The following is a 21042-nucleotide window of genomic DNA, read 5'->3' as shown; positions in this document are numbered from 1 at the left end:
TATAGGCCAGTGTCGGAGTTAATTATATGCCTGTGCGTGACATATGTATAGGCATATGCATATACCTGTAAGCAGGAGGCGAAAGAAGGGCGTAAAAGTAGCGGACGAGTAACGGTTTTGACCCAATATCCCCGCATCAACGCAAATGATGCACTACCTGGTTGCTGCTACCGCGCCAGATAAGCGCCGGGTCTTTCAGATCCTGCACAAATTTGCCATCGACCAGCACGTTGATGAGATTGACCACCTGCATTTGCGCGGCGTTGAGTTCATCAAGCTTGTAGCCAGTCCACACCCAGATATCTTTCCCCGGGCACTCTGCGCGGATGCGTTGTACCAGTGCCAGGATATCCGGTACGTTTTGCGGATGCAGCGGATCGCCGCCCGACAGCGAGATCCCCTGACGGTGAATGCGCGTGTCGTTCAGATCGGCAATGATCTTATCTTCCACCTCTTTGGTAAACGGCTGGCCGGAATTGAGCCGCCAGGTGCTTTTGTTATAGCAGCCAGGGCATTCGTGCACGCACCCTGACACAAACAGGGTGCAGCGGGTGCCGGGGCCGTTAACGATGTCTACGGGATAGTATTGATGGTAGCGCATAGCGGGTGTCCAGAAAGCATGTAGGCCGGATAAGGTGCTTGCACCGCATCCGGCAACATTGTGATGCCTGATGACGACGCGATTGCGTCTTATCAGGCCTACGGTCTTTGCAAACGGAAATTAACCGATCTGCCCATTGCCTAAATGCTTCACGCGGCGCTTCACTTCTTCCTGCTTACCGGCGTTAAATGGGCGTGCGTCCGGGCTGCCTAAATAACCGCACACGCGGCGGGTGACCGAGACGCGCGCGGCGTCGTGGTTGCCGCATTTCGGGCAGGTGAAACCTTTACTGGTACATTCGAACTCGCCGGTAAAGCCGCACTCGTAGCATTCATCGATCGGCGTGTTGGTGCCGTAATACGGTACATGCTGATAGCTGTAATCCCAGACATCTTCCAGCGCTTTCAGGTTGTGCTGAATGTTCGGGTATTCGCCGTAGCAAATGAAACCCCCGTTCGCCAGCGGCGGATACGGCGCTTCGAAATCGATTTTGTCGTACGGGTTAACCTTCTTCTCCACGTCGAGGTGGAAGCTGTTGGTGTAGTAACCTTTATCGGTTACGCCCGGCACCACGCCGAACTCGGCGGTATCCAGACGGCAGAAGCGGTCACAGAGGTTTTCACTTGGCGTGCTGTACAGGCTAAAGCCGTAGCCGGTCTCGTCTTTCCACTGATCCACGGCCTGGCGCAGACGCTCCACAATCGCGATGCCTTTAGCGCGAAGCTGCTCGCTGTCGTACAGGTGCTCGCCGCCGAACAGCGCGTTAATGGTTTCATGGATACCAATGTAGCCCAGAGAGATGGACGCACGACCATTTTTAAAGATTTCAGACACGTCGTCGTCCGCTTTCAGCCGCACGCCGCAGGCGCCTTCCATATACAGGATTGGCGCGACGCGGGCTTTCACGCCTTCAAGGCGGGCGATACGGGTCATCAGCGCCTTCCGCGCCAGCGCCAGACGTTCATCCAGCAGTTTCCAGAATGCGGTTTCGTCGCCTTTTGCTTCCAGCGCGATGCGCGGCAGGTTAAGGCTAATCACGCCCAGGTTGTTACGCCCGTCGTGGATCTGCTCGCCGTTTTCGTTCTCCCACACGCCGAGGAAGCTGCGGCAGCCCATTGGCGTTTTGAACGAACCGGTGACTTTGACTACCTGATCGTAGTTGAGAATGTCCGGATACATGCGCTTGCTCGCGCACTCCAGCGCCAGTTGTTTAATGTCGTAGTTCGGATCGCCAAACTTGTGGTTCAAACCGTCGCGGATAGCGAAGACCAGTTTCGGGAACACGGCGGTTTTGCGATTTTTACCCAGACCGGCGATACGGTTACGCAAAATAGACGCCTGGATCAGACGCGACTCCCAACTGGTGCCGAGGCCAAAACCAAAGGTCACGAAAGGCGTCTGGCCGTTAGCGGTGTGCAGCGTGTTAACTTCGTATTCCAGCGACTGGAAGGCGTCGTAGCACTCTTTTTCGGTGCGAGAACGCGCATACCCTTCGGCATCCGGGATCTGCCACTCATCGGCGGTTTTGCGGTGCTTGTTGTAGCTTTCGGTGACAAACGGCGCCAGCACTTCGTCGATACGGTTAATGGTGGTGCCGCCATAAATATGGCTGGCGACCTGCGCGATAATCTGCGCGGTAACGGCAGTGGCGGTAGAGATAGATTTTGGCGGTTCGATCTCGGCGTTGCCCATCTTAAAGCCCTGGGTCAACATGCCTTTCAGGTCGATCAGCATACAGTTGAACATCGGGAAGAACGGCGAATAGTCGAGATCGTGATAGTGGATATCGCCGCGCTCATGCGCTTGTACTACGTCACGCGGCAACAGGTGCTGGCGGGCATAGTGTTTGGCGACAATCCCGGCCAGCAAATCGCGCTGGGTGGGAATGACTTTACTGTCTTTGTTGGCGTTTTCATTGAGCAACGCGGAGTTAGTTTGCTCTACCAGGCCGCGAATTTCCTGGTTCAGACGACCACGCTTTTCACGCTGAATGTCGCGATCGTGACGGTATTCGATGTAGGCGCGGGCAAGCTGTTTGTACGGGCCGGACATCAGTTGGTTTTCAACCGCAGTTTGGATCTCGTTAATATCCACCTGACTGCGTGCGTTCATTTGGCTGCTAACGACTTCTGCGACGGTGGCACAGTAATCTGCGTCATCGACTCCCGCTGCTTTAGCTGCACGTAGAATGGCTTCCTTAATGCGCTCTGATTTGAATGGCACTTTACAGCCATCTCGTTTCATCACATGCGGTGTCATGATCACTCCATATTTGTAAGAACAGGTTATCCACAGAGGCCGGGGAAGCCATAACAGGTTTATTCATCTCTTTTCCAACGACTTCCCGCAATCCTGACCCAGGTTATCCACAATTCACCTTGTGTCGAGTGAACAGGTGTTGTAGCAATTGTAGTCAATTAGTACAACATATTGGGTCGGCGTGCATTTTAAAGTCTATATGTAGTGATTTGCATCAAGGATGTTTGCAATTTTATTGATGTAGAACAAGGTAAAAATCAGAGCGTACAGATGGCGGGCGCTGTAGCGTTTGTAAAAGATAGCAAGAAAAATCTGATTAATTATTCAACAAAAACAGTCAGTAACCTAGAGCAACGCCACAGCCCGTGTCAATAGGTTTGTGGCGTTTATCCGTATAAGGACGTCGCGTTAGCGTTGTAACCACCAGATGGCTTCAAATGGGCGGAGCGTCATCGCGGCTGGCTGGCTGGCGACCTCGCTATAATTGTGCAGTAGCGCCTGCCACTGTCCTTTGATATGCGACGGATGCCACTCCTGGCACTGGTCGCTCAGATTGGCGACAACCAGCAGGGCTTGCCCCTGCCACTGGCGGCGATAACACCATACTGATGGGCTATCCGGGAGGAGATCCTGATAATCGCCCCAGATCAGTACAGGCTGGGTTTTACGTAGCGCAATCAGCTTTTGATAGGTGTAAAACACCGAGTTTTCATCGCGTAATGCTGCCGCGACGTTAACCTCCGTATAGTTATCGCACAGGCTTATCCACGGCTCGCCCTGGGTGAAACCGGCGTTTTTACCGTTGTCCCACTGCATCGGCGTGCGGCTGTTGTCGCGGGATTTACTGGCCAGAATAGCCAGCAGTTCGTCGGGGTCGCGCCCGGCGGCGCGTAGCGCGGCAAACATATTATGACTTTCCACGTCGCGATAATCGGTGATGCGGGTAAAGTGTGGGTTGGTCATGCCGATTTCTTCGCCCTGATAGATATAAGGCGTCCCTTGCATACCGTGCAGCGCCATCGCCAGCATTTTCGCGGCTGGAACCCGGTATTCACCCTCGTCGCCAAAGCGGGAAACGATGCGCGGCTGATCGTGATTACACCAGAATAACGCGTTCCAGGCGACGTTATGCATCCCCTGTTGCCAGTGGCGGAACAACGCTTTCAGCGCCACATAATCAGGTTTTGCCAGCGTCCACTTTTCGCCATTGGGGTAATCCACCTTCAGATGATGAAAATTGAAGGTCATCGAGAGTTCGTCGCCGCTAAGCGCGGCATATTGCTGGCAGTTTTCCAGCGTGGTAGAGGACATTTCGCCTACCGTCATCAGATTACGCGGCGTAAAAACGTCACGGTTCATTTCGCGTAAAAACGTATGCGCGCGCGGCCCGTCGGTATAAAAGCGGCGTCCGTCGCCCGTCGGATCGTCAGGAAAATCCTGATCTTTGGCGATCAGGTTCACCACGTCCAGACGCAGGCCATCCACGCCGCGATCGGCCCAGAATTCGCAGACCTTTTTCAGCTCGGCGCGCACGGCGGGGTTTTCCCAGTTCAGGTCGGCCTGTTCAGGCGCGAAAAGGTGTAAATAATATTGTTCGCTCTGGCTATGCCAGCGCCAGGCGCTGCCGCCAAATTTGGATTGCCAGTTATTCGGGCAGACATCCGGCGTGCCATCGCGCCAGATATAAAACTGACGGTATGGGCTCTCTTTGTTCAGCGCTTCGCGAAACCAGGCGTGCTGGGTAGAAGTATGGTTAAACACCATATCCAGGATGATGCGAATACCGCGTGCTTTCGCCTGCGCGACCAGCTCGTCAAAATCATCCAGCGTGCCGTAGGTCGGGTCGATGGCCGTATAATTTGCGACGTCATAACCGTTATCCACCTGCGGCGAGATATAAAACGGCGTGAGCCAGATGGCATCTACGCCGAGTCGCTGTAGATAGTCAAGGTGCTGCGTGACGCCGCGTAAATCGCCGGTGCCGCTGCCGGTCGTGTCCTGAAAACTTTTCGGGTAGATCTGATAGATAACGCCGTTTTGCCACCAGAGGGGAATAGTCATTGTTGTTTCCTGCAAGTGCGTTGGGACGCAACTGCGCCCCGAAGAAGTATTAGACAATTTGTAATGTGCCCTGACGATGCTTACGCTGATAGATAAAGGTGGTCAGAATCACCGGGATAACGATCGCGATAACCATCGCCATGCCGTACACCTGCCAGTAGCGCGGCGGTATAGACAGGATACCCGGCAGGCCGCCCACGCCGATACCGTTGGCGATGACGCCGTTCAGACCGCAGAGCAGTCCCGCCAGACCAGAGCCGATCATCGCGCACAGCATCGGAAAACGATACTTCAGGTTGATACCGTACATCGCCGGTTCGGTTACCCCAAGGTAAGCGGAAATGGCGGCAGGAACGGAGATCTCGCGTTCATTGTGTTTACGGCTGGAGATGATGATGCCCACCACGGCGGAGGCCTGCGCGATATTCGACAGCGCAATCAGCGGCCAGACTGGCGTACCGCCCATGCTCTGGATCATCTGCATATCGATAGCGAGCGTTGTCTGGTGGACGCCGGTAATGACCAACGGGGCATACAGGAAGCCGAACAGCGCCGCGCCTATCGGGGCGAAACTGCCGGTCATCAGATAACGTACCGCAAAGGCCACGCCGTCGCCGATCATACGACCAAAGGGGCCGATAAAGGTGTGGGCGAGAAAGACGGCCAGTATCAACGAACACACCGGGACGACGACCAGGTAGAGATAATCCGGCACGATGCGTTTCAACCGCGTTTCAATAAACCCAAGCGCCAGCCCTGCCAGTAACGCCGGGATAACCTGCGCCTGGTAGCCCACTTTCTCAATGCTAAATAAGCCGAAGTTCCAGACGTCCGGCGTTTGCTGGCCCAGCAGATACGCATTCATCAACTGCGGCGACACCAGCGTCACGCCGAGCACGATACCAAGAATCGGCGTGCCGCCCACTTTTTTCACCGCCGACCAGCAGATCCCCACCGGCAGATAGAAAAAGATCGCTTCGCCGATCAACCATAAAAAATCATAAAGCGTTTTTAGCGCCGGATGCATCTGCGCCAGCGTTTGACCGTTGCTCATCGGCACATCGCCGATCACGTTACGAAAGCCTAAGATCAAACCGCCGCTGATCAACGCCGGTAGTAGCGGAAAGAAGATCTCCGCAAAGTGGGAAATTAACTGCTCATGCCACTTCATGTTCTGGCGAGCGGCTTTTTTGGCCTGCTCTTTATCAGCATACGCTTTGCCGGTGGTCTCCAGCAGCGCGTTATAGTAATCGCCAACGTCGGTGCCAATCACCACCTGAAACTGACCAGCGTTGGTGAAACAACCTTTAACCATCGGTAATTGTTCGATCTCTTTTGGCCTGGCGTTCGCGGGCTGGTGGAGCACAAAGCGCAGGCGAGTAATGCAGTGGCTCACCGTGGCTATGTTGTCGCGCCCGCCGACCAGGTTAATCAGCCGGTCGATATCGGCTTGTTTTACTTTGCTCATCGTAAAGCCTCATGGCAGAGGAGATATGTTATGGGTTGGCGCAAGAGTATCTCTTCAACGTTGATTTAAAAATGGGAACGTTCCCGAAACGCAGCGACGATCACAAATTACTCGTGGTATTCCGTTTAATCAGTCACTCAGGCGAGGGTAGAAGGAATGACGATCCGGCGCGGATCGCAGCGGCCATTGATCTGTTCGATCAGCTGCGAAGCCGCCTGCCGTCCGGCTTCAGCATAGCCAGGATCGACAGTGACGATCTCCGGGTGCAGGAATTTTATCAGCGGCGTGTTCCCGACGCTTGCCAGTTGCAGCGTCTCAATACGTTGCTCCTGTAAATACTTGCTGGCGCCCAACGCCAGCGTATCGGTGGCGCAGACTAACGCGGTGGTATCCGGCATGATGACGCTTGCCGTATGCTCATAACCCTGCTTCATGGCAAGACCGGGCAGGGCGGCGACGGGGTGAAGTTTATGTTTTTTGCAAAACGCCAGGTATGCGTCATGCCGACGTTTGCCGGTGGTAATATCGCTATGGGGAACGCCCAGAAAGCTAATGTTGCGGTGTCCCTGCTCATACAGCCGCTGCATAAGGATATGAATCGCGCCCTCGTCGTCGTAACAGACGGAGGCAAAACCTTGCGCATCTCTTGCCAGCAGCACCAGCGAGGCTTTCCAGGGGGCGATCAACTCTTCTGTGATGCCGGTAAAGCCAAACAGCACCACGCCATCAATGTTACGTCGTCTGAGCATGCCCAGATGTTCCATTACCAGCGTCGGCGAGAACTGACTTTCCATCATAATAGGGTCGTAGCCCTGTTCGTAAAACGCAGGCAGCATGGTCTGAACCGCGAGGTTTTCAGACAACGAATCAAGGCGAGTGACGATAATAGCGACCACTTTATCGCTTTGTCCCCGCATCGCGCGGGCGGAGCGGGACGGGGAGAAACCGTGTTGATTCATCACCGCTTCGACACGCTCGCGGGTACGTTCGCTTACGCCGCTTTCATTGTTAAGCACGCGGGAAACGGTTGATTTCCCTACGCCGCTCAGGCGGGCGATGTCTTTGATAGTGAGCCGGTTTTGCATCCTGTTTTCCCGTGGCGTGACGCTGATGGTGATAAAAAGAGTAACTTTACTCAAGCGAAGGGCAATGGGCAAAGTCTGGTTTATCGTTGGTTTAATTACGTAACGGTATGATACCGCCATAATTGCCACAAAACTTATGGATTTATGCGTATAATCCGCGGCGCAAATTATTTACTTACCGGAGGCGACATGGACCCTGAACCCACCCCTCTCCCGCGATGGAGAATTTTCCTTTTCCGGTAAGCCTGCCTCTGCTGTCTTACCGGTGTGTAAGACAGTGACACAATAACGTCCCTGTTTTTATTTAAACATTGCTCATCGGGCAAGGCTTTGCCGCGCCTGAAGAATTTTCTGCGCCTGACTTCGGCGCGGAGGGATTACCTATGCTAAAAACCATTACCCGCCAGCTTTTTGCCCGGCTTAATCGTCATTTGCCTTATCGTCTGGTTCACCGCGATCCGCTGCCCGGCGCGCAGACCGCGGTAAATGCGACTATCCCGCCTTCGCTGAGCGAGCGCTGTCTGAAAGTCGCGGCAATGGAGCAGGAGACTCTCTGGCGCGTTTTTGATACGCACCCGGAGGGATTAAACGCCGCCGAGGTGACGCGCGCGCGTGAAAAGCATGGCGAAAACCGCCTTCCGGCACAGAAACCCTCGCCATGGTGGGTGCATCTGTGGGTATGTTATCGCAATCCTTTCAACATCTTACTTACGATTCTTGGCGGCATTTCTTATGCCACGGAGGATCTGTTTGCCGCAGGCGTTATCGCCCTGATGGTCGGTATCTCAACGCTGCTGAATTTTGTGCAGGAAGCGCGCTCGACAAAAGCGGCGGACGCGCTAAAAGCGATGGTGAGCAATACCGCTACCGTACTGCGGGTTATTAATGAAAATGGCGAAAACGCCTGGCTGGAATTACCCATCGATCAACTGGTGCCCGGCGATATTATTAAGCTGGCGGCGGGGGATATGATCCCGGCGGATTTACGGATTATCCAGGCGCGCGATCTGTTTGTCGCCCAGGCGTCGCTGACCGGCGAATCTCTGCCAGTCGAGAAAGTCGCCGCGACGCGTGAGCCCCGGCAAAATAACCCGCTTGAGTGCGACACGCTGTGCTTTATGGGGACGAACGTCGTGAGCGGAACGGCGCAGGCCGTGGTGATGGCGACCGGCGCCGACACCTGGTTTGGTCAATTGGCGGGGCGCGTTTCGGAACAAGATAACGAGCAGAACGCTTTCCAGAAAGGAATTAGCCGCGTCAGTATGTTGCTGATCCGCTTTATGCTGGTCATGGCACCGGTAGTACTGATTATTAATGGTTACACGAAAGGTGACTGGTGGGAAGCGGCGCTATTTGCGCTCTCGGTCGCGGTAGGGCTCACCCCGGAAATGTTGCCGATGATCGTCACCTCCACCCTCGCGCGCGGGGCGGTGAAGCTCTCGAAACAGAAAGTTATCGTAAAGCACCTTGATGCGATTCAGAACTTCGGCGCGATGGATATTCTGTGCACTGATAAAACCGGCACACTGACGCAGGACAAAATTGTGCTGGAGAATCATACAGATATTTCTGGTAAGCCCAGCGAGCATGTACTGCATTGCGCCTGGCTGAACAGCCATTATCAGACCGGTCTAAAAAATTTACTGGATACGGCGGTCCTGGAGGGAGTAGACGAAACCGCCGCGCGTCAGCTCTCCGGACGCTGGCAGAAAATCGATGAGATCCCGTTTGATTTTGAGCGTCGCCGGATGTCGGTGGTGGTGGCCGAAGATTCGAGCGTGCATCAACTGGTCTGCAAAGGCGCGTTACAGGAGATCCTGAACGTGTGTACTCAGGTGCGCCACAACGGCGATATTGTGCCGCTGGACGACAATATGCTGCGCCGGGTGAAACGCGTTACCGACACGCTGAACCGTCAGGGGCTACGCGTGGTCGCCGTCGCGACCAAATACCTGCCTGCGCGTGAGGGCGATTACCAGCGTATCGATGAATCTGACCTGATCCTGGAAGGGTATATCGCTTTTCTCGATCCGCCGAAAGAGACCACCGCGCCGGCGCTGAAAGCGCTGAAGGCGAGCGGAATTACGGTGAAAATTCTCACCGGCGACAGCGAGCTGGTAGCGGCGAAAGTTTGCCATGAGGTTGGGCTGGATGCGGGCGATGTCGTTATTGGCAGTGATATTGAAGGGTTAAGCGACGACGCGCTGGCGGCGCTGGCCGCCCGTACGACGTTGTTTGCGCGTCTGACGCCGATGCATAAAGAGCGCATCGTCACTTTGCTCAAACGCGAGGGGCATGTGGTCGGTTTTATGGGCGACGGGATTAACGATGCCCCGGCGTTGCGGGCGGCGGATATTGGTATCTCGGTAGATGGCGCGGTGGACATCGCCCGTGAGGCGGCCGATATTATCCTGCTGGAAAAGAGCCTGATGGTGCTGGAAGAAGGCGTCATTGAAGGTCGTCGTACTTTTTCTAATATGTTGAAATATATCAAGATGACGGCCAGCTCAAATTTCGGTAACGTGTTTAGCGTACTGGTGGCGAGCGCCTTTTTGCCGTTCTTGCCAATGCTGCCGCTGCACTTGCTGATTCAAAACCTGCTGTACGATGTATCCCAGGTGGCGATTCCGTTTGATAATGTCGATGAAGAACAAATTCAAAAGCCGCAGCGCTGGAATCCGGCGGATTTGGGGCGCTTTATGGTCTTTTTCGGTCCGATCAGCTCGATTTTCGACATTTTGACCTTTTGTCTGATGTGGTGGGTATTTCATGCGAATACGCCAGAAACGCAAACTTTGTTCCAGTCCGGCTGGTTTGTGGTGGGATTACTGTCGCAAACGCTGATTGTGCATATGATCCGTACCCGTCGTCTGCCGTTTATTCAAAGTCGCGCCGCCTGGCCGCTGATGGCGATGACATTGTTGGTGATGGTGGTGGGAGTCTCGTTGCCGTTTTCGCCCCTGGCGTCTTACCTGCAGTTGCAGGCGCTGCCGTTAAGCTATTTCCCGTGGCTGATTGCTATTCTGGCGGGCTATATGACGTTAACCCAGTTGGTGAAAGGGTTTTACAGCCGACGTTATGGCTGGCAGTAAACACTTTCGTCGGGGATTCGCCAGCGTGCTTAATCCCCGATATCGCTAACCAGGTCAGATGCCCGTAAAGCTCGACAAGTTTAACGCGATCGGCTTTATCTTTAAATTTCAGGGCTTATTCAAGCAACTGTAGAATGCTATATGCAGGCATAAAAAAGAGGAATGTCCAGCTAAGTTTGTAAAATACATTCTCTGCCCCCGAGCCAGAACGAGAGGAGGAGATGTCCCACCGCCGGATATGTTTTGCGGATATGCGACGAAAGCGGCGAATATAGCTAATGCAATAAACTAAGTAAGGAGGAATCGCTAAGGCGGCAGTGGGTTTAGGAAACATAAGGGTAAGCAATATGGCTGCGACAATGAAGCATAAAAAGACTATCTTCGCGGTAGATTCTATCTGTTTTAATTCCTGGCGTACGCTTTCAGCATGCTTCTCTTGCCAGCGACGGAGCGTGCTGTTGCTAAATCCATATTCTTCGCACAACGCCTTATTCGGTACGCCGTTTTTCGACTGTTGCAGAAAATCGGCGATTTGTTCCTCGGTAAAACGCGATCTTACCATTGCCGCCTCTCCATGGCTGTTGGTGCCCCGAACCGGGCAAACTTGCGCCGCCCGGCGGGGATGACGTCCGGCGCTTAGCGACGAACAGCGATCGCTTCAATCTCAATTTTCACGTCTTTCGGCAGACGGGCAACTTCCACGCAGGAACGCGCCGGGAAGGTGGCGTTGTGCTCGGTGAAGAAGGCTTCGTAGGTGGCGTTGACGGTCGCGAAATCGTTCAGGTCTTTCACGAAGACGGTCGTTTTCACAATGTCGCCTACTTTCAGGCCAGCGGCTTCCACGATAGCTTTAACGTTTTCCAGCGACTGACGTGCCTGAGCGGATACGTCTTCCGCTACGGCACCGGTTTTCGGATCAACCGGAATCTGACCGGAAGTGATTACCATGCTACCCAGGTCAACGCCCTGTACGTATGGGCCGATTGCTGCTGGTGCATTTTCCGTCGCAATAGTTTTGCTCATGATTTCTCCTGAATTACAGCGGTAATAGAATGTCCCCGCTCATTATAGGGAGCCGGGATCTCATAACCAACCCAAATTAGTTGGCCAGCACCACATAATGCGAAAACTCTTTTTCACAGTATTTGCATTTGAGGGCGATATCATTGGCGCGTTTTTTCACTGCAAAGCTGGAGGATACCGGTTCCGCGTGGCTGATGCAGTTGCTGTTCGGGCAAACCAGCACATTATTAATACGCTCTGGCAGGCTGGGGCGTGATTTCCCGACTACGTCGTAGTTGTCGATGCGGTTAACGGTGGCCTGCGGCGCGTACAGAGCAAGTTGGTTAACCTGCTCATCGGTGAGGAAGGTGTTTTCTATTTTGATTAAGTCTTTACGCCCCATCTCGCCAGACGGGAGATTCAGACCGATAGTGATTCGCTGATCGGTCTCGGTCAATTTAAACAGACTCAGCAGTTTAAAGCCTACCTGCGCAGGGATATGGTCAATCACGGTGCCGCATTTAATGGCTTCAACCTGCAGTTTGTTATCGTGTGTCATCGCTTTTCTCCCTTACAGACTCAGTTCGCTATTCAGTACCAACGCCAGTAACGCCTGGCGAGCGAAAATACCGTTGCCCGCCTGTTGGAAGTACCAGGCGTGTGGCGTTTTATCCACATCCGTGGTGATTTCATCAATCCGCGGCAGCGGGTGCAGCACTTTCATATTTTCACGCGCGCCGTTCAGGTCGCTGGCGCGCAGAACAAACTGCGCCTTCACATTGGCGTACTCGGACGGGTCGAGACGCTCTTTCTGTACGCGAGTCATATAGAGGATGTCGACGTCGGCCATGACCTCTTCAATAGAACCATGCAGGCTCCAGGCCATTCCTTTTTCATCCAGCATATCCAGAATGTACTGCGGCATCGCCAGCGCGTCCGGCGCGATAAAATAAAAACGGTTGCCGCTAAATTTCGCCAGCGCCTGGGTTAGCGAATGCACGGTGCGGCCATATTTCAGATCGCCGACCATCGCGATATGCAGGTTATCCAGACGGCCCTGCGTTTCCTGGATGGTGAACAGATCCAACAGGGTCTGCGTCGGATGCTGGTTCGAACCGTCGCCCGCATTGAGCACCGGCACCTGACCGGAAAACTCCGTCGCCAGACGTGCTGCGCCTTCTTGCGGATGGCGCATCACAATCGCGTCCACGTAAGTGCTAATCACTGAGATCGTGTCGGCTAACGTTTCTCCTTTTTTCCCCAGCGACGTGTTGGAGCTGTCGGAGAAGCCCACTACGCTGGCGCCCAGGCGATGCATTGAAGTTTCAAACGACAGGCGGGTACGCGTGGAGGCTTCGAAAAAGCAGCTGGCGATCACTTTATGTTTCAATAGCTCCGGCTGCGGGTTGGCTTTTAATTTCGCCGCCGTCGCCAGTACCAGATTAAGATCGTCGCGGCTGAGGTCGTTTATGGAAATGATATGTTTTTGATATAGCGGGTTAGCCATGTTTATCTCCTGACGCCTGGGCAAAAAAAAGCCCCTCAATTGAGGGGCTTGGTATTGGTTTTCAACGGAAAGAAAAACGGCAGGCCTGCGTCTTTTTTCAGACGCGGTAAGACAGAATGTCGTACACACTGAACCATGCTTCCTCCCGGCAAATTGTCCGCGATTATACTCAGCTCTGTTTTGGGATCAAGCGAATTAATGCATGATTTACTCATCGCAAACGGTTCTTATGAATTTAAATTCATTTTAAGCAAATAATTAATTTGTTTGTGTACCAGCGCCGTGCGCTGAACGACCCGTGGTGCGACCCAGACAATACTGCTACCGGCAACGACGCCGAGAATTTCCGGCAATGCGTGGTAATCCAGAATTCTCGCGACGGCGCGACCATAACCTGCCGCCGTATGGATAAGGATAAATTCGCTATTATGTTCAACGCTGACGACCATTTCAGCTATTGAACGTCCGGCATCCGGCGAAGGACGCCGCTGGGGATTTACGGAATAAATCTTTTGTCCCTTCGTATTTCTGATTTTTATTGCGCCCAGCAGCTTGAGCAGGCGCGAAACCGTAGACTGACTGATACCTTCAAATCCCTCATTTTGTAAATCGCGGCGAATCTCCTCCTGGGACAGGTAACTTTTTTCACTAATCAGGCGCTGACAAACCGCCAGTTGCTGTTGTTCTTTGGCGGAGTAATCATCGTATTCCTTCATAAATGCACCTTATCTTTATTATTAATATCAACGGACTGGCGAAATTCATCACATTTGTCACATCGATTGCGGATCAATCGGGCGGTTTTGCAGGAAAATGAGAAGCCGATCAAAAAGGTGACGGCGTGCCTGATGGCGCTGTGCTTATCAGTCCTGTCGGATAAGACGCGTCGCCATCTGGCTCGTTACATCATCGCTCCGATGCTCAGTACCGCCATATTCAGCAATGTCAGGATCAGCAACAGCGGCGCGACCCATTTCAGATAGCGGACATAGGGAACCCGCGCGATTGCCAGACCGCCCATGACCACGGCGGAGGTGGGAGTAACCAGATTCACAATCCCGGAGGCCGACTGGTAGGCGGTTACGACCAAATCCCGCTGTACGTGGGCAAAATCCGCTAACGGCGCCATAATGGGCATCGTCAATACGGCAAGACCGGAAGAGGAGGGCACCAGGAAGGAGAGCAATACTTCCAGCCAGTAGGTTACGTTTATGAAAATGGTGGTAGAGAGGCCGGAAACCAGACTTTCCGCGCTGTGCAAAATAGTGTGGGTAATCATACCGTTATCCATGACCACCACAATGCCGCGCGCGATACCAATAATTAGCGCCACGCCGAGCAAATCCCGCGCGCCGTCGATAAAGGTACTGGTGAACGCTTCCTCGCCCATCCGCGTTATCACGCCAACGATAATCGCCGCCGCCAGAAAGACGCCGGAGATTTCCGCCATCCACCAGCCGAGAACCGCCACGCCGTAAATCATCACCGCGAAAGAGGCGGCGAAGATCAGCAGCACCCATTTCCGGGTAGCCGTAAACTCCAGCAGTGTATTGGCGCGATTGCCGAGGAAATGGGCGCGATTTTCCTCCATTTTATCCGCCACGATAGAAAGCTCAGGATGGGCGCGGACTTTGCGCGCATAGCGCATTACCCAAAACACGCACAGTACGTAGCCGACAATTAACAGCAGTACGCGCATCAGCATTCCCTGAGTAAAAGGGATGCCGGCGGCGTTGGCGGCAATGACCGTGGCGAAAGGGTTAATGGTCGAACCGAGCGTGCCTATCCCCGCGCCGAGCAGTACGGTTGCCGCCGCCACTAACGGATCGAAGCGGGCCGCCATCATGACCGGCACCAGCAGCGTGTAGAAGGGCAACGACTCCTCCGCCATGCCATAGATAGTGCCGCCTGCGGCGAACAGCGCCATCAGAATGGGGATCATCCACTCATCTTTGCCGTTGAGTTTGACTGTTACCCGTTCAATACCGGCATCAATCGCCCCCGTTTTATTCACCACCCCCAGAAAGCCGCCGATAATCAAGACAAACAGCGCGACGTCAATGGCGCCGGCGGTGTAGGTTTCGTGGTTATAGAGGCCGTCAATCGGCGCCAGTAAAACAGCGGTAATCCCTTGCGGATGCGCGTCCACAGGGGCATACGTTCCCGCCACCGGCACCTCTTTTCCCAGCGTGGCGTTCATCGCCATTTGGTATTTTCCCGCCGGCACAATCCAGGTCATCACCGCGACCAGGGCAATAAGAATAAACAGGATGGTATAAGCGGTGGGAAATTTAAATTTACCCATGATGTTCTCTCCTGATATCACGGATATGCGCCGCAAGGGCGCATATCCTGTGGGATTAGTCGCCGAGCGTCGCCACCATGACCGCTTTGATGGTGTGCATCCGGTTTTCCGCTTCATCGAAGACTATCGAGCCTGCGGACTCGAACACCTCTTCCGTGACCTCCAGTCCTTTCAGGCCGTAAGCCATTTCGATTTCGCGTCCCACTTTGGTGTGCTCGTTATGGAAGGCGGGCAGGCAGTGCATAAACTTCACATCAGGATTACCGGTAGCGTTTACCACCTGCTGGTTGACCTGATATGGCGTCATCAGACTGACGCGCTCCGCCCAGGCTTCTTTGGGTTCTCCCATCGAGACCCAGACGTCGGTATAGAGGAAATCCACGCTGTGAACGCCGTCTTCAACGCTCTCCGTTAAGGTGATACGAGCGCCGGTAACGCTGGCGATTTCCCGGCACTGCGCGACCAGCGCGGCATCAGGCCAGAAGGACTTTGGCGCTATCAGGCGGATATCCATGCCCATCTTCGCCGCGCCCACCATCAGCGAGTTGCCCATGTTGTTGCGCGCGTCGCCCAGGTAGGCGAAGCTCAGTTCCGGCAGCGTTTTACCCGGCGCGTGTTCCAGCATGGTCATCAGATCGGCCAGGATCTGTGTGGGGTGAAATTCATCGGTCAGGCCGTTCCAGACGGGAACGCCCGCGTATTCCCCCAGCTCTTCCACAATGTGTTGACCAAAACCGCGATATTCGATGCCGTCATACATCCGCCCCAGGACGCGAGCAGTATCTTTCATGGACTCTTTATGGCCGATCTGCGAGCCGCTTGGGCCGAGATAAGTCACCTGCGCGCCCTGGTCGAACGCGGCGACTTCAAACGCGCATCGGGTGCGGGTAGAGGTTTTTTCAAAAATCAGCGCGATGTTTTTGCCGATCAGTGTTTGCTTTTCGCATCCGGCTTTTTTTGCGGCTTTCAGCTCAATAGCCAGATCGATGAGGTGTTGGATTTCCGCCGGGGTGTAGTCAAGCAGCTTCAAAAAGTTACGATTTTTCAGTGAAATAACCATTACAATATCCTTGTTAAAATGAATTGCCTGATGGCGCTGCGCTTATCCGGCCCACGGTTATGCGCGCTCTGTAGGCCGAATAAGGCGGAAGCCGCCATCCGGTAAAAAGCCTTATGCGTCAACGTCGGCGGTTTCACACCGAATCAAAGTGCCTTTCTCGCCCGCGAGAATGGCTTGCCCATCCGCCAGCGAGCCGATTCCGGCAATGCCGCGGCAATGGCTGACAAACTCAGCGCAGGCGGTCACTTTCGGGCCCATCGAACCGGCGTCGAACTGCATTTCACGAAGCAGCTCCGGCGTAACCTGCGCCAGCGGGCGTTGGGTGGGCTTGCCCCAGTCGAGATACACCGCGTCGGCATCGGTCAGAATGAGCAGCGCGTCGGCGTGAATTTGTCTGGCAAGCAGGGCGGCGGACAGATCTTTGTCGATCACCGCCTCGATACCGTGGTAGCCATCGGCTTTTTCCACGACCGGCACGCCGCCGCCGCCGTTACAGATAACCAGGTGATCGCGGCTAATCAGCGCGCGGATGGCATCGTTTTCCACAATGCGTTTCGGCTGCGGGGAGGGCACAACGCGGCGGAAGGCGTTACCGTCGGCTTTGAATACCCAGCCCTTTTCTGCCTGTAACGCACGGGCTTGCGCTTCGTCGTAAATGGGGCCGATATATTTGGTTGGATTGAGGAATGCCGGGTCGTTGGCATCGACTTCGACCTGGGTGAGCAGGACGCTGATTTCACGCTCCGGCAGATGATTCTTCAGCGCCTGTTGCAGCATGTAGCCAATCATGCCCTGGCTTTCCGCACCGAGAATATCAAGCGGGTAGGGTGTAACGTTAGCGTAGGCGCTATTTTGTAGCGCCAGCAGTCCTACCTGTGGGCCGTTGCCGTGCACTAACACCACGCGCCATTGCCGCGTAAGCTGGGCGATGGTTCTGGCCGCCAGTTCGATATTTTTACGCTGAATATCAGCCTCCAGCGGTTCGCCGCGTTTGAGCAGCGCATTGCCGCCCAGCGCGACGACCAGTGTGCGTTTGTTTTCCATAACGTCTCCTTTAAATACCATCGCGTTCCAGTGGACAGCTCATGCAGCGTGCGCCTCCGCGCCCGCGACCCAGTTCATCGCCGGGAATGGGAAGGACGGTAATGCCGGCTTTGTCGTATTTTTCGTTGGTCCAGATGTTGCGCTCATAGCCCACCACCACGCCGGGACGCAGGGTGAGCACGTTATTGGCGTCATTCCACTGTTCGCGCTCAGCTTCAAATGCGTCGCCGCCAGTGGTGATTAAGCGCACCTGATCGATGCCAAGCGCTGTTTCAAGAGCATGAACCAGCGTGCTCTCCTGGGTTCGTTTCAGACCGCCGCGTCCGTCTGGCGTCAGCGTCCAGCACTGAACGTCCGGGCGAACGACTTCCGGATAGACGGAGAAGGTGTCGATATCAATGTGGGTCATGACGGTATCAAGGTGCATACAGGAGCGATGTTTTGGCAGTTCAACGGCAATGACGCGTTCCGCCTGACGATGTTTAAACAATGCCTGCGCCAGGAACTCAACGCCCTGCGGCGTAGTACGTTCAGACATACCGATCAACACCGCACCGCGGCCAATCACCAGCACATCGCCGCCCTCTAAAGTGGCGTGGTCGTAATTAATGTCCTCGTCGCCGAAATATTTAATGAAATCACCGCCTGCGAATTGAGGATGCCAGCGATAAATAGCACGTAAATTATTCGTTTCACGTTGGCGTGCAGGTTTCGCCATGGGGTTAATTGAGACGCCGTTATATATCCAGCAGGACGTGTCACGGGTAAATAGGTGATTCGGTAATGGCTTCATAATAAAGTCATTAATATCGTGAGTATCGACCACCATATTTTTTATGGAGGCGGGGATTTCGCCGTAAGTTAAACCGCCGCTTAAATGGCGAGCCAGTTCACGGTGCGGCATATCCGCCAGCCAGGCGCGAATATCTGCGGCAAAGGTGGGCCCAAGGCGATAATCGGAAATTTGCGTGTCCAGTAGCCAGGCTTTAGCGTCAGCCACATCCAGCGTTTGGGTGAGCAGGTCGGTTAACAGCAACACTTCTATCCCTTGCTGGCGCAGCGTGTTGGCAAAAATGTCATGCTCTTCGCCAGCGCGCTCTACGGATAATACATCGTCAAAAAGTAATTCCTGACAATTTGAAGGGGTAAGTCTTTTTAGGCTGAGATTGGGCCGATGCAACATTACGCTGCGTAATTGACCGATTTCAGAACCGACAAAATGCTTTTCCATCATTATACCTTTTACATAATTTCAAGAATAAAGAAGGAGTGGCTGCAAATATTTAGCGTGCTTGCAGTCGCGGCGTTTCAGTTAAATTCGGGAGCAATGATTGAATTTTATTTGGGTTGTTAATGTGATGAGATTCACATCAATCAAGGAGTGCTATTTTTCTTACTTAATATATGAGCCGGGTCAGAGAAATTCAAAAAACAATAAGGCATTAAATGAATTACTACGCAGCTATATGGTTTGTTATTTTTTTATTGTTAATTATTTGTTTGCTGTATTGAATGATGTTTAAATCTTAACCCATTGAAAATAAAGCGATTATTTTTAATGGTTGCATAACTATGCGTGAGGGGGATTTTATTATCGGGGATATTTAAATAATTTAAAAATAACTATGGATAGAGAAGTCATTTATGCAGGGAGAGCGAATTGTGATCGCTAAAACGTTTTTATGTTAACGCCTTTAATATCAAAGCGTTGTTAGTGGTGGCAATTTGGCGCCGCTGGGGTTTATGCATAGGTACTGCATAAAGTTGGGCGAACTATTAACAATATATAAACACCGCTGGCGATAAACATGCGCTGGCGCAAAATCGATGAGAGTAAGGGTAGTATGGTAGCCATTTTTCTCGTATAAAGAGAAATATAAAACGCTGTTTTAACTAAGGGGATGCGATGATTATTGGCAATATTGAATATCTGGAGGCCTGGCTGCCGACGGCGTTACGGCAGGCGATTGAGCACGTCAATGCGCATGTCACGGCAACGACCGCGCCAGGTAAGTATGACATTGACGGCGACAGGCTGTTTTATATGATTTCTGAAAATATGACGGAGCCGGGCGAATCGCGCAGCGCAGAGTATCACGCCCGTTATCTTGATATTCAGATTGTGCTACAAGGTCAGGAAGGGATGGCATTCAGTACCCGGCCTGCGGGAACGCCGCACACGGACTGGCTGGCGGATAAAGACATTGCATTTTTACCGACGAGCGTCGACGAGAAAACCGTCGTCCTGAACGAAGGTGACTTTGTGGTGTTTTATCCCGGCGAAGTGCATAAGCCCCTGTGCGCGGTGGGAGAACCGGCGCGGGTACGTAAAGCGGTTGTGAAGATGCTGATGGCGTAATATTTTGTGCCGGATGGCGGCGCCTGCACGTTGCGATCTTGTAGGCCAACCGCCATCCGGCATCATCACGACATTATTTAGACAGCGTCGCTACCATTACTGCTTTGATGGTATGCATTCGGTTTTCCGCTTCATCAAAGACAATGCTGGCCGCAGACTCAAAAACCTCGTCGGTCACTTCCATCCCGCCATGTAAACCGTACTCTTCGGCCATTTTTTTGCCGAGCGTGGTTTCATCATCATGGAACGCAGGCAGACAATGCAGGAACTTAACCTGCGGATTGCCGGTTAACGCCATCATCTGGCTGTTGACCTGATAATCACGCAGCAGGGCAATACGCTCCGCCCATTTCTCTTTGGGTTCGCCCATAGAGACCCAAACATCGGTATAGATAAAATCCGCGCCTTTTACGCCCGAGGCGATATCTTCGGTCAGGGTGATGGCGCCGCCGTTCTTTTTCGCCATGGCGCTGCACTCCGCCACTAACGCGGCTTGCGGCCAGCAGGCTTTTGGCGCGACCAGACGGAGATCCAATCCTGTTAACGCGGCGGCTTCCAGCATGGAGTTACCCATGTTATTGCGCGCGTCGCCGGCATAGACCAGCGTCATCTCGTTAAAGGCTTTACCCGGCAGATGTTCCTGCATGGTGAGCAGATCCGCCAGTAATTGCGTTGGGTGATACTCATCGGTTAAACCGTTCCATACCGGCACACCGGAATATTCAGCCAGCGTTTCGACGATCTCCTGGCCATATCCTCGATACTGAATACCGTCAAACATCCGGCCCAGGACGCGGGCAGTATCTTTGATGGACTCTTTATGGCCGATCTGGCTCCCGCTGGAACCCAGGTACGTCACGCGCGCCCCCTGATCGTATGCGGCAACTTCGAAAGAGCATCGTGTCCGGGTCGAGTCTTTTTCGAAGATGAGCGCAATATTCTTACCCACCAGCTTTTGTTCTTCTTTACCGTTTTTCTTATCGGCTTTCAGTTTGGCGGCAAGCTGCAACAGAGCAGTGAGCTCGCTGGCGGTGAAATCAAGTAACTTTAAAAAAGGTTTTTGGTAAAACGTAGACATACTTCCCTCACATGGCTTAGGCCTCTCATTGAATTAAAATTCACTTTATATGGATGATTATTCATTTGCAACCCTGTTTGATAAAACTTTTCTCGATAAGGTGGAGGCAACGTCGGCGGTA

20 protein-coding genes and 1 pseudogene are annotated in these 21042 nt (G+C 53.5%); 4 read left to right on the top strand and 17 right to left on the bottom strand.

Features of this window, described 5'->3' with window-relative positions:
• Positions 1-136: 136 nt before the first annotated feature.
• The 5 genes from nrdG to treR all read right to left on the bottom strand — a co-directional run bounded on the left by nrdG (position 137) and on the right by treR (position 7474).
• Positions 137-601, bottom strand: coding sequence for an anaerobic ribonucleoside-triphosphate reductase-activating protein (gene nrdG, locus ABVN44_RS07370; protein ID WP_023232257.1), 465 nt, complete (start codon positions 599-601; stop codon positions 137-139).
• A gap of 120 nt (positions 602-721) precedes the next feature.
• Positions 722-2860 carry an anaerobic ribonucleoside-triphosphate reductase gene (gene nrdD / locus ABVN44_RS07365; protein ID WP_000187818.1) on the bottom strand — a complete coding sequence of 713 codons (2139 nt, stop codon included), beginning with the start codon at positions 2858-2860 and terminating at the stop codon, positions 722-724.
• Between the two features lie 408 nt (positions 2861-3268).
• A complete protein-coding gene (treC, locus tag ABVN44_RS07360; RefSeq protein WP_023232256.1) occupies positions 3269-4921 on the bottom strand; it encodes an alpha,alpha-phosphotrehalase in 1653 nt (550 codons plus the stop codon).
• A 49-nt stretch (positions 4922-4970) separates the two neighbouring features.
• Complete coding sequence (treB, locus tag ABVN44_RS07355; RefSeq protein WP_023232255.1) at positions 4971-6389, bottom strand: PTS trehalose transporter subunit IIBC; 1419 nt, start codon at positions 6387-6389, stop codon at positions 4971-4973.
• Positions 6390-6526: 137 nt separating this feature from the next.
• Entirely contained in the window at positions 6527-7474 is a 948-nt protein-coding gene (gene treR / locus ABVN44_RS07350) for a trehalose operon repressor TreR (protein ID WP_001181297.1), read from the bottom strand.
• Positions 7475-7618: 144 nt separating this feature from the next.
• Here treR and mgtL point away from each other — a divergent pair, with 144 nt between their 5' ends.
• Together mgtL and mgtA are read left to right on the top strand one after the other, a co-directional pair.
• Positions 7619-7717 carry a mgtA regulatory leader peptide MgtL gene (mgtL, locus tag ABVN44_RS07345; protein WP_105789234.1) on the top strand — a complete coding sequence of 33 codons (99 nt, stop codon included), beginning with the start codon at positions 7619-7621 and terminating at the stop codon, positions 7715-7717.
• A gap of 140 nt (positions 7718-7857) precedes the next feature.
• Positions 7858-10566, top strand: a complete 2709-nt coding sequence (gene mgtA / locus ABVN44_RS07340; protein WP_000920862.1) for a magnesium-translocating P-type ATPase — start codon at positions 7858-7860, stop codon at positions 10564-10566.
• A gap of 115 nt (positions 10567-10681) precedes the next feature.
• Here mgtA and ABVN44_RS07335 read toward each other — a convergent pair whose 3' ends face one another.
• The 5 genes from ABVN44_RS07335 to pyrL form a co-directional block, all read right to left on the bottom strand.
• Complete coding sequence (locus ABVN44_RS07335) at positions 10682-11128, bottom strand: transposase (protein WP_000252555.1); 447 nt, start codon at positions 11126-11128, stop codon at positions 10682-10684.
• A 74-nt stretch (positions 11129-11202) separates the two neighbouring features.
• Positions 11203-11589 (bottom strand): 2-iminobutanoate/2-iminopropanoate deaminase, encoded by a 387-nt coding sequence (gene ridA / locus ABVN44_RS07330; protein WP_000047544.1) that lies wholly within the window; start codon positions 11587-11589, stop codon positions 11203-11205.
• A gap of 76 nt (positions 11590-11665) precedes the next feature.
• Positions 11666-12127 (bottom strand): aspartate carbamoyltransferase regulatory subunit, encoded by a 462-nt coding sequence (gene pyrI / locus ABVN44_RS07325; RefSeq protein ID WP_000148567.1) that lies wholly within the window; start codon positions 12125-12127, stop codon positions 11666-11668.
• A 12-nt stretch (positions 12128-12139) separates the two neighbouring features.
• Complete coding sequence (gene pyrB, locus ABVN44_RS07320) at positions 12140-13075, bottom strand: aspartate carbamoyltransferase (RefSeq protein ID WP_023232254.1); 936 nt, start codon at positions 13073-13075, stop codon at positions 12140-12142.
• A 35-nt stretch (positions 13076-13110) separates the two neighbouring features.
• Positions 13111-13212 carry a pyr operon leader peptide gene (pyrL, locus tag ABVN44_RS07315; RefSeq protein WP_000249504.1) on the bottom strand — a complete coding sequence of 34 codons (102 nt, stop codon included), beginning with the start codon at positions 13210-13212 and terminating at the stop codon, positions 13111-13113.
• On the opposite strand from pyrL, the pseudogene ABVN44_RS07310 reads away from it, so the two are divergent.
• Positions 13192-13333: pseudogene (locus ABVN44_RS07310) on the top strand (hypothetical protein). The gene pyrL and the pseudogene ABVN44_RS07310 overlap by 21 nt on opposite strands.
• Here the strand turns inward: ABVN44_RS07310 and ABVN44_RS07305 are convergent.
• From ABVN44_RS07305 to arcA, 5 genes are all read right to left on the bottom strand, one after another.
• A complete protein-coding gene (locus ABVN44_RS07305; RefSeq protein ID WP_000666051.1) occupies positions 13303-13791 on the bottom strand; it encodes an arginine repressor in 489 nt (162 codons plus the stop codon). The pseudogene ABVN44_RS07310 and the gene ABVN44_RS07305 overlap by 31 nt on opposite strands.
• Positions 13792-13976: 185 nt before the next feature.
• Positions 13977-15380, bottom strand: coding sequence for a YfcC family protein (locus ABVN44_RS07300; RefSeq protein WP_000514435.1), 1404 nt, complete (start codon positions 15378-15380; stop codon positions 13977-13979).
• Positions 15381-15435: 55 nt separating this feature from the next.
• A complete protein-coding gene (argF, locus tag ABVN44_RS07295; protein WP_023232253.1) occupies positions 15436-16440 on the bottom strand; it encodes an ornithine carbamoyltransferase in 1005 nt (334 codons plus the stop codon).
• Between the two features lie 111 nt (positions 16441-16551).
• Positions 16552-17484, bottom strand: a complete 933-nt coding sequence (arcC, locus tag ABVN44_RS07290) for a carbamate kinase (RefSeq protein ID WP_023232252.1) — start codon at positions 17482-17484, stop codon at positions 16552-16554.
• A gap of 10 nt (positions 17485-17494) precedes the next feature.
• Positions 17495-18715: an arginine deiminase gene (arcA, locus tag ABVN44_RS07285; protein WP_000410846.1), complete on the bottom strand. Its 1221-nt coding sequence runs from the start codon at positions 18713-18715 to the stop codon at positions 17495-17497.
• 675 nt (positions 18716-19390) lie between these two features.
• Between arcA and ABVN44_RS07280 the strand changes: the two genes are divergently transcribed.
• A complete protein-coding gene (locus ABVN44_RS07280) occupies positions 19391-19843 on the top strand; it encodes a YhcH/YjgK/YiaL family protein (protein ID WP_000583462.1) in 453 nt (150 codons plus the stop codon).
• 73 nt (positions 19844-19916) lie between these two features.
• Here the strand turns inward: ABVN44_RS07280 and argF (ABVN44_RS07275) are convergent, their stop codons facing one another.
• Both argF (ABVN44_RS07275) and ABVN44_RS07270 read right to left on the bottom strand, forming a co-directional pair.
• Positions 19917-20921: an ornithine carbamoyltransferase gene (argF, locus tag ABVN44_RS07275; RefSeq protein ID WP_000103041.1), complete on the bottom strand. Its 1005-nt coding sequence runs from the start codon at positions 20919-20921 to the stop codon at positions 19917-19919.
• Positions 20891-20986, bottom strand: coding sequence for a hypothetical protein (locus tag ABVN44_RS07270; RefSeq protein ID WP_223148976.1), 96 nt, complete (start codon positions 20984-20986; stop codon positions 20891-20893). The genes argF (ABVN44_RS07275) and ABVN44_RS07270 overlap by 31 nt, the downstream gene beginning before the upstream one ends.
• Between the last annotated feature and the right edge of the window lie 56 nt (positions 20987-21042).

Origin of the sequence: Salmonella sp. SJTUF15570 (assembly GCF_043357055.1) — a bacterium.
Taxonomy (GTDB): Bacteria; Pseudomonadota; Gammaproteobacteria; order Enterobacterales; family Enterobacteriaceae; genus Salmonella; species Salmonella enterica.
The sequence above is the reverse complement of the archived record's forward strand: the minus strand, read 5'-3'. Positions and strand labels throughout refer to the sequence as shown.

What these genes read in the sequence shown, in the direction of transcription:
- mgtL (WP_105789234.1), top strand. Translation starts at nt 7,619, where the DNA reads ATGCGTATAATCCGCGGCGCAAATTATTTACTTACCGGAGGCGACATG.
- argF (WP_023232253.1), bottom strand. Translation starts at nt 16,440, where the DNA reads ATGGTTATTTCACTGAAAAATCGTAACTTTTTGAAGCTGCTTGACTAC.
- ABVN44_RS07335 (WP_000252555.1), bottom strand. Translation starts at nt 11,128, where the DNA reads ATGGTAAGATCGCGTTTTACCGAGGAACAAATCGCCGATTTTCTGCAA.
- arcC (WP_023232252.1), bottom strand. Translation starts at nt 17,484, where the DNA reads ATGGAAAACAAACGCACACTGGTCGTCGCGCTGGGCGGCAATGCGCTG.
- treC (WP_023232256.1), bottom strand. Translation starts at nt 4,921, where the DNA reads ATGACTATTCCCCTCTGGTGGCAAAACGGCGTTATCTATCAGATCTAC.
- arcA (WP_000410846.1), bottom strand. Translation starts at nt 18,715, where the DNA reads ATGGAAAAGCATTTTGTCGGTTCTGAAATCGGTCAATTACGCAGCGTA.
- pyrL (WP_000249504.1), bottom strand. Translation starts at nt 13,212, where the DNA reads ATGGTTCAGTGTGTACGACATTCTGTCTTACCGCGTCTGAAAAAAGAC.
- ridA (WP_000047544.1), bottom strand. Translation starts at nt 11,589, where the DNA reads ATGAGCAAAACTATTGCGACGGAAAATGCACCAGCAGCAATCGGCCCA.
- treB (WP_023232255.1), bottom strand. Translation starts at nt 6,389, where the DNA reads ATGAGCAAAGTAAAACAAGCCGATATCGACCGGCTGATTAACCTGGTC.
- argF (WP_000103041.1), bottom strand. Translation starts at nt 20,921, where the DNA reads ATGTCTACGTTTTACCAAAAACCTTTTTTAAAGTTACTTGATTTCACC.
- nrdG (WP_023232257.1), bottom strand. Translation starts at nt 601, where the DNA reads ATGCGCTACCATCAATACTATCCCGTAGACATCGTTAACGGCCCCGGC.
- mgtA (WP_000920862.1), top strand. Translation starts at nt 7,858, where the DNA reads ATGCTAAAAACCATTACCCGCCAGCTTTTTGCCCGGCTTAATCGTCAT.
- ABVN44_RS07270 (WP_223148976.1), bottom strand. Translation starts at nt 20,986, where the DNA reads ATGAATAATCATCCATATAAAGTGAATTTTAATTCAATGAGAGGCCTA.
- ABVN44_RS07280 (WP_000583462.1), top strand. Translation starts at nt 19,391, where the DNA reads ATGATTATTGGCAATATTGAATATCTGGAGGCCTGGCTGCCGACGGCG.
- ABVN44_RS07305 (WP_000666051.1), bottom strand. Translation starts at nt 13,791, where the DNA reads ATGAAGGAATACGATGATTACTCCGCCAAAGAACAACAGCAACTGGCG.
- nrdD (WP_000187818.1), bottom strand. Translation starts at nt 2,860, where the DNA reads ATGACACCGCATGTGATGAAACGAGATGGCTGTAAAGTGCCATTCAAA.
- treR (WP_001181297.1), bottom strand. Translation starts at nt 7,474, where the DNA reads ATGCAAAACCGGCTCACTATCAAAGACATCGCCCGCCTGAGCGGCGTA.
- pyrI (WP_000148567.1), bottom strand. Translation starts at nt 12,127, where the DNA reads ATGACACACGATAACAAACTGCAGGTTGAAGCCATTAAATGCGGCACC.
- ABVN44_RS07300 (WP_000514435.1), bottom strand. Translation starts at nt 15,380, where the DNA reads ATGGGTAAATTTAAATTTCCCACCGCTTATACCATCCTGTTTATTCTT.
- pyrB (WP_023232254.1), bottom strand. Translation starts at nt 13,075, where the DNA reads ATGGCTAACCCGCTATATCAAAAACATATCATTTCCATAAACGACCTC.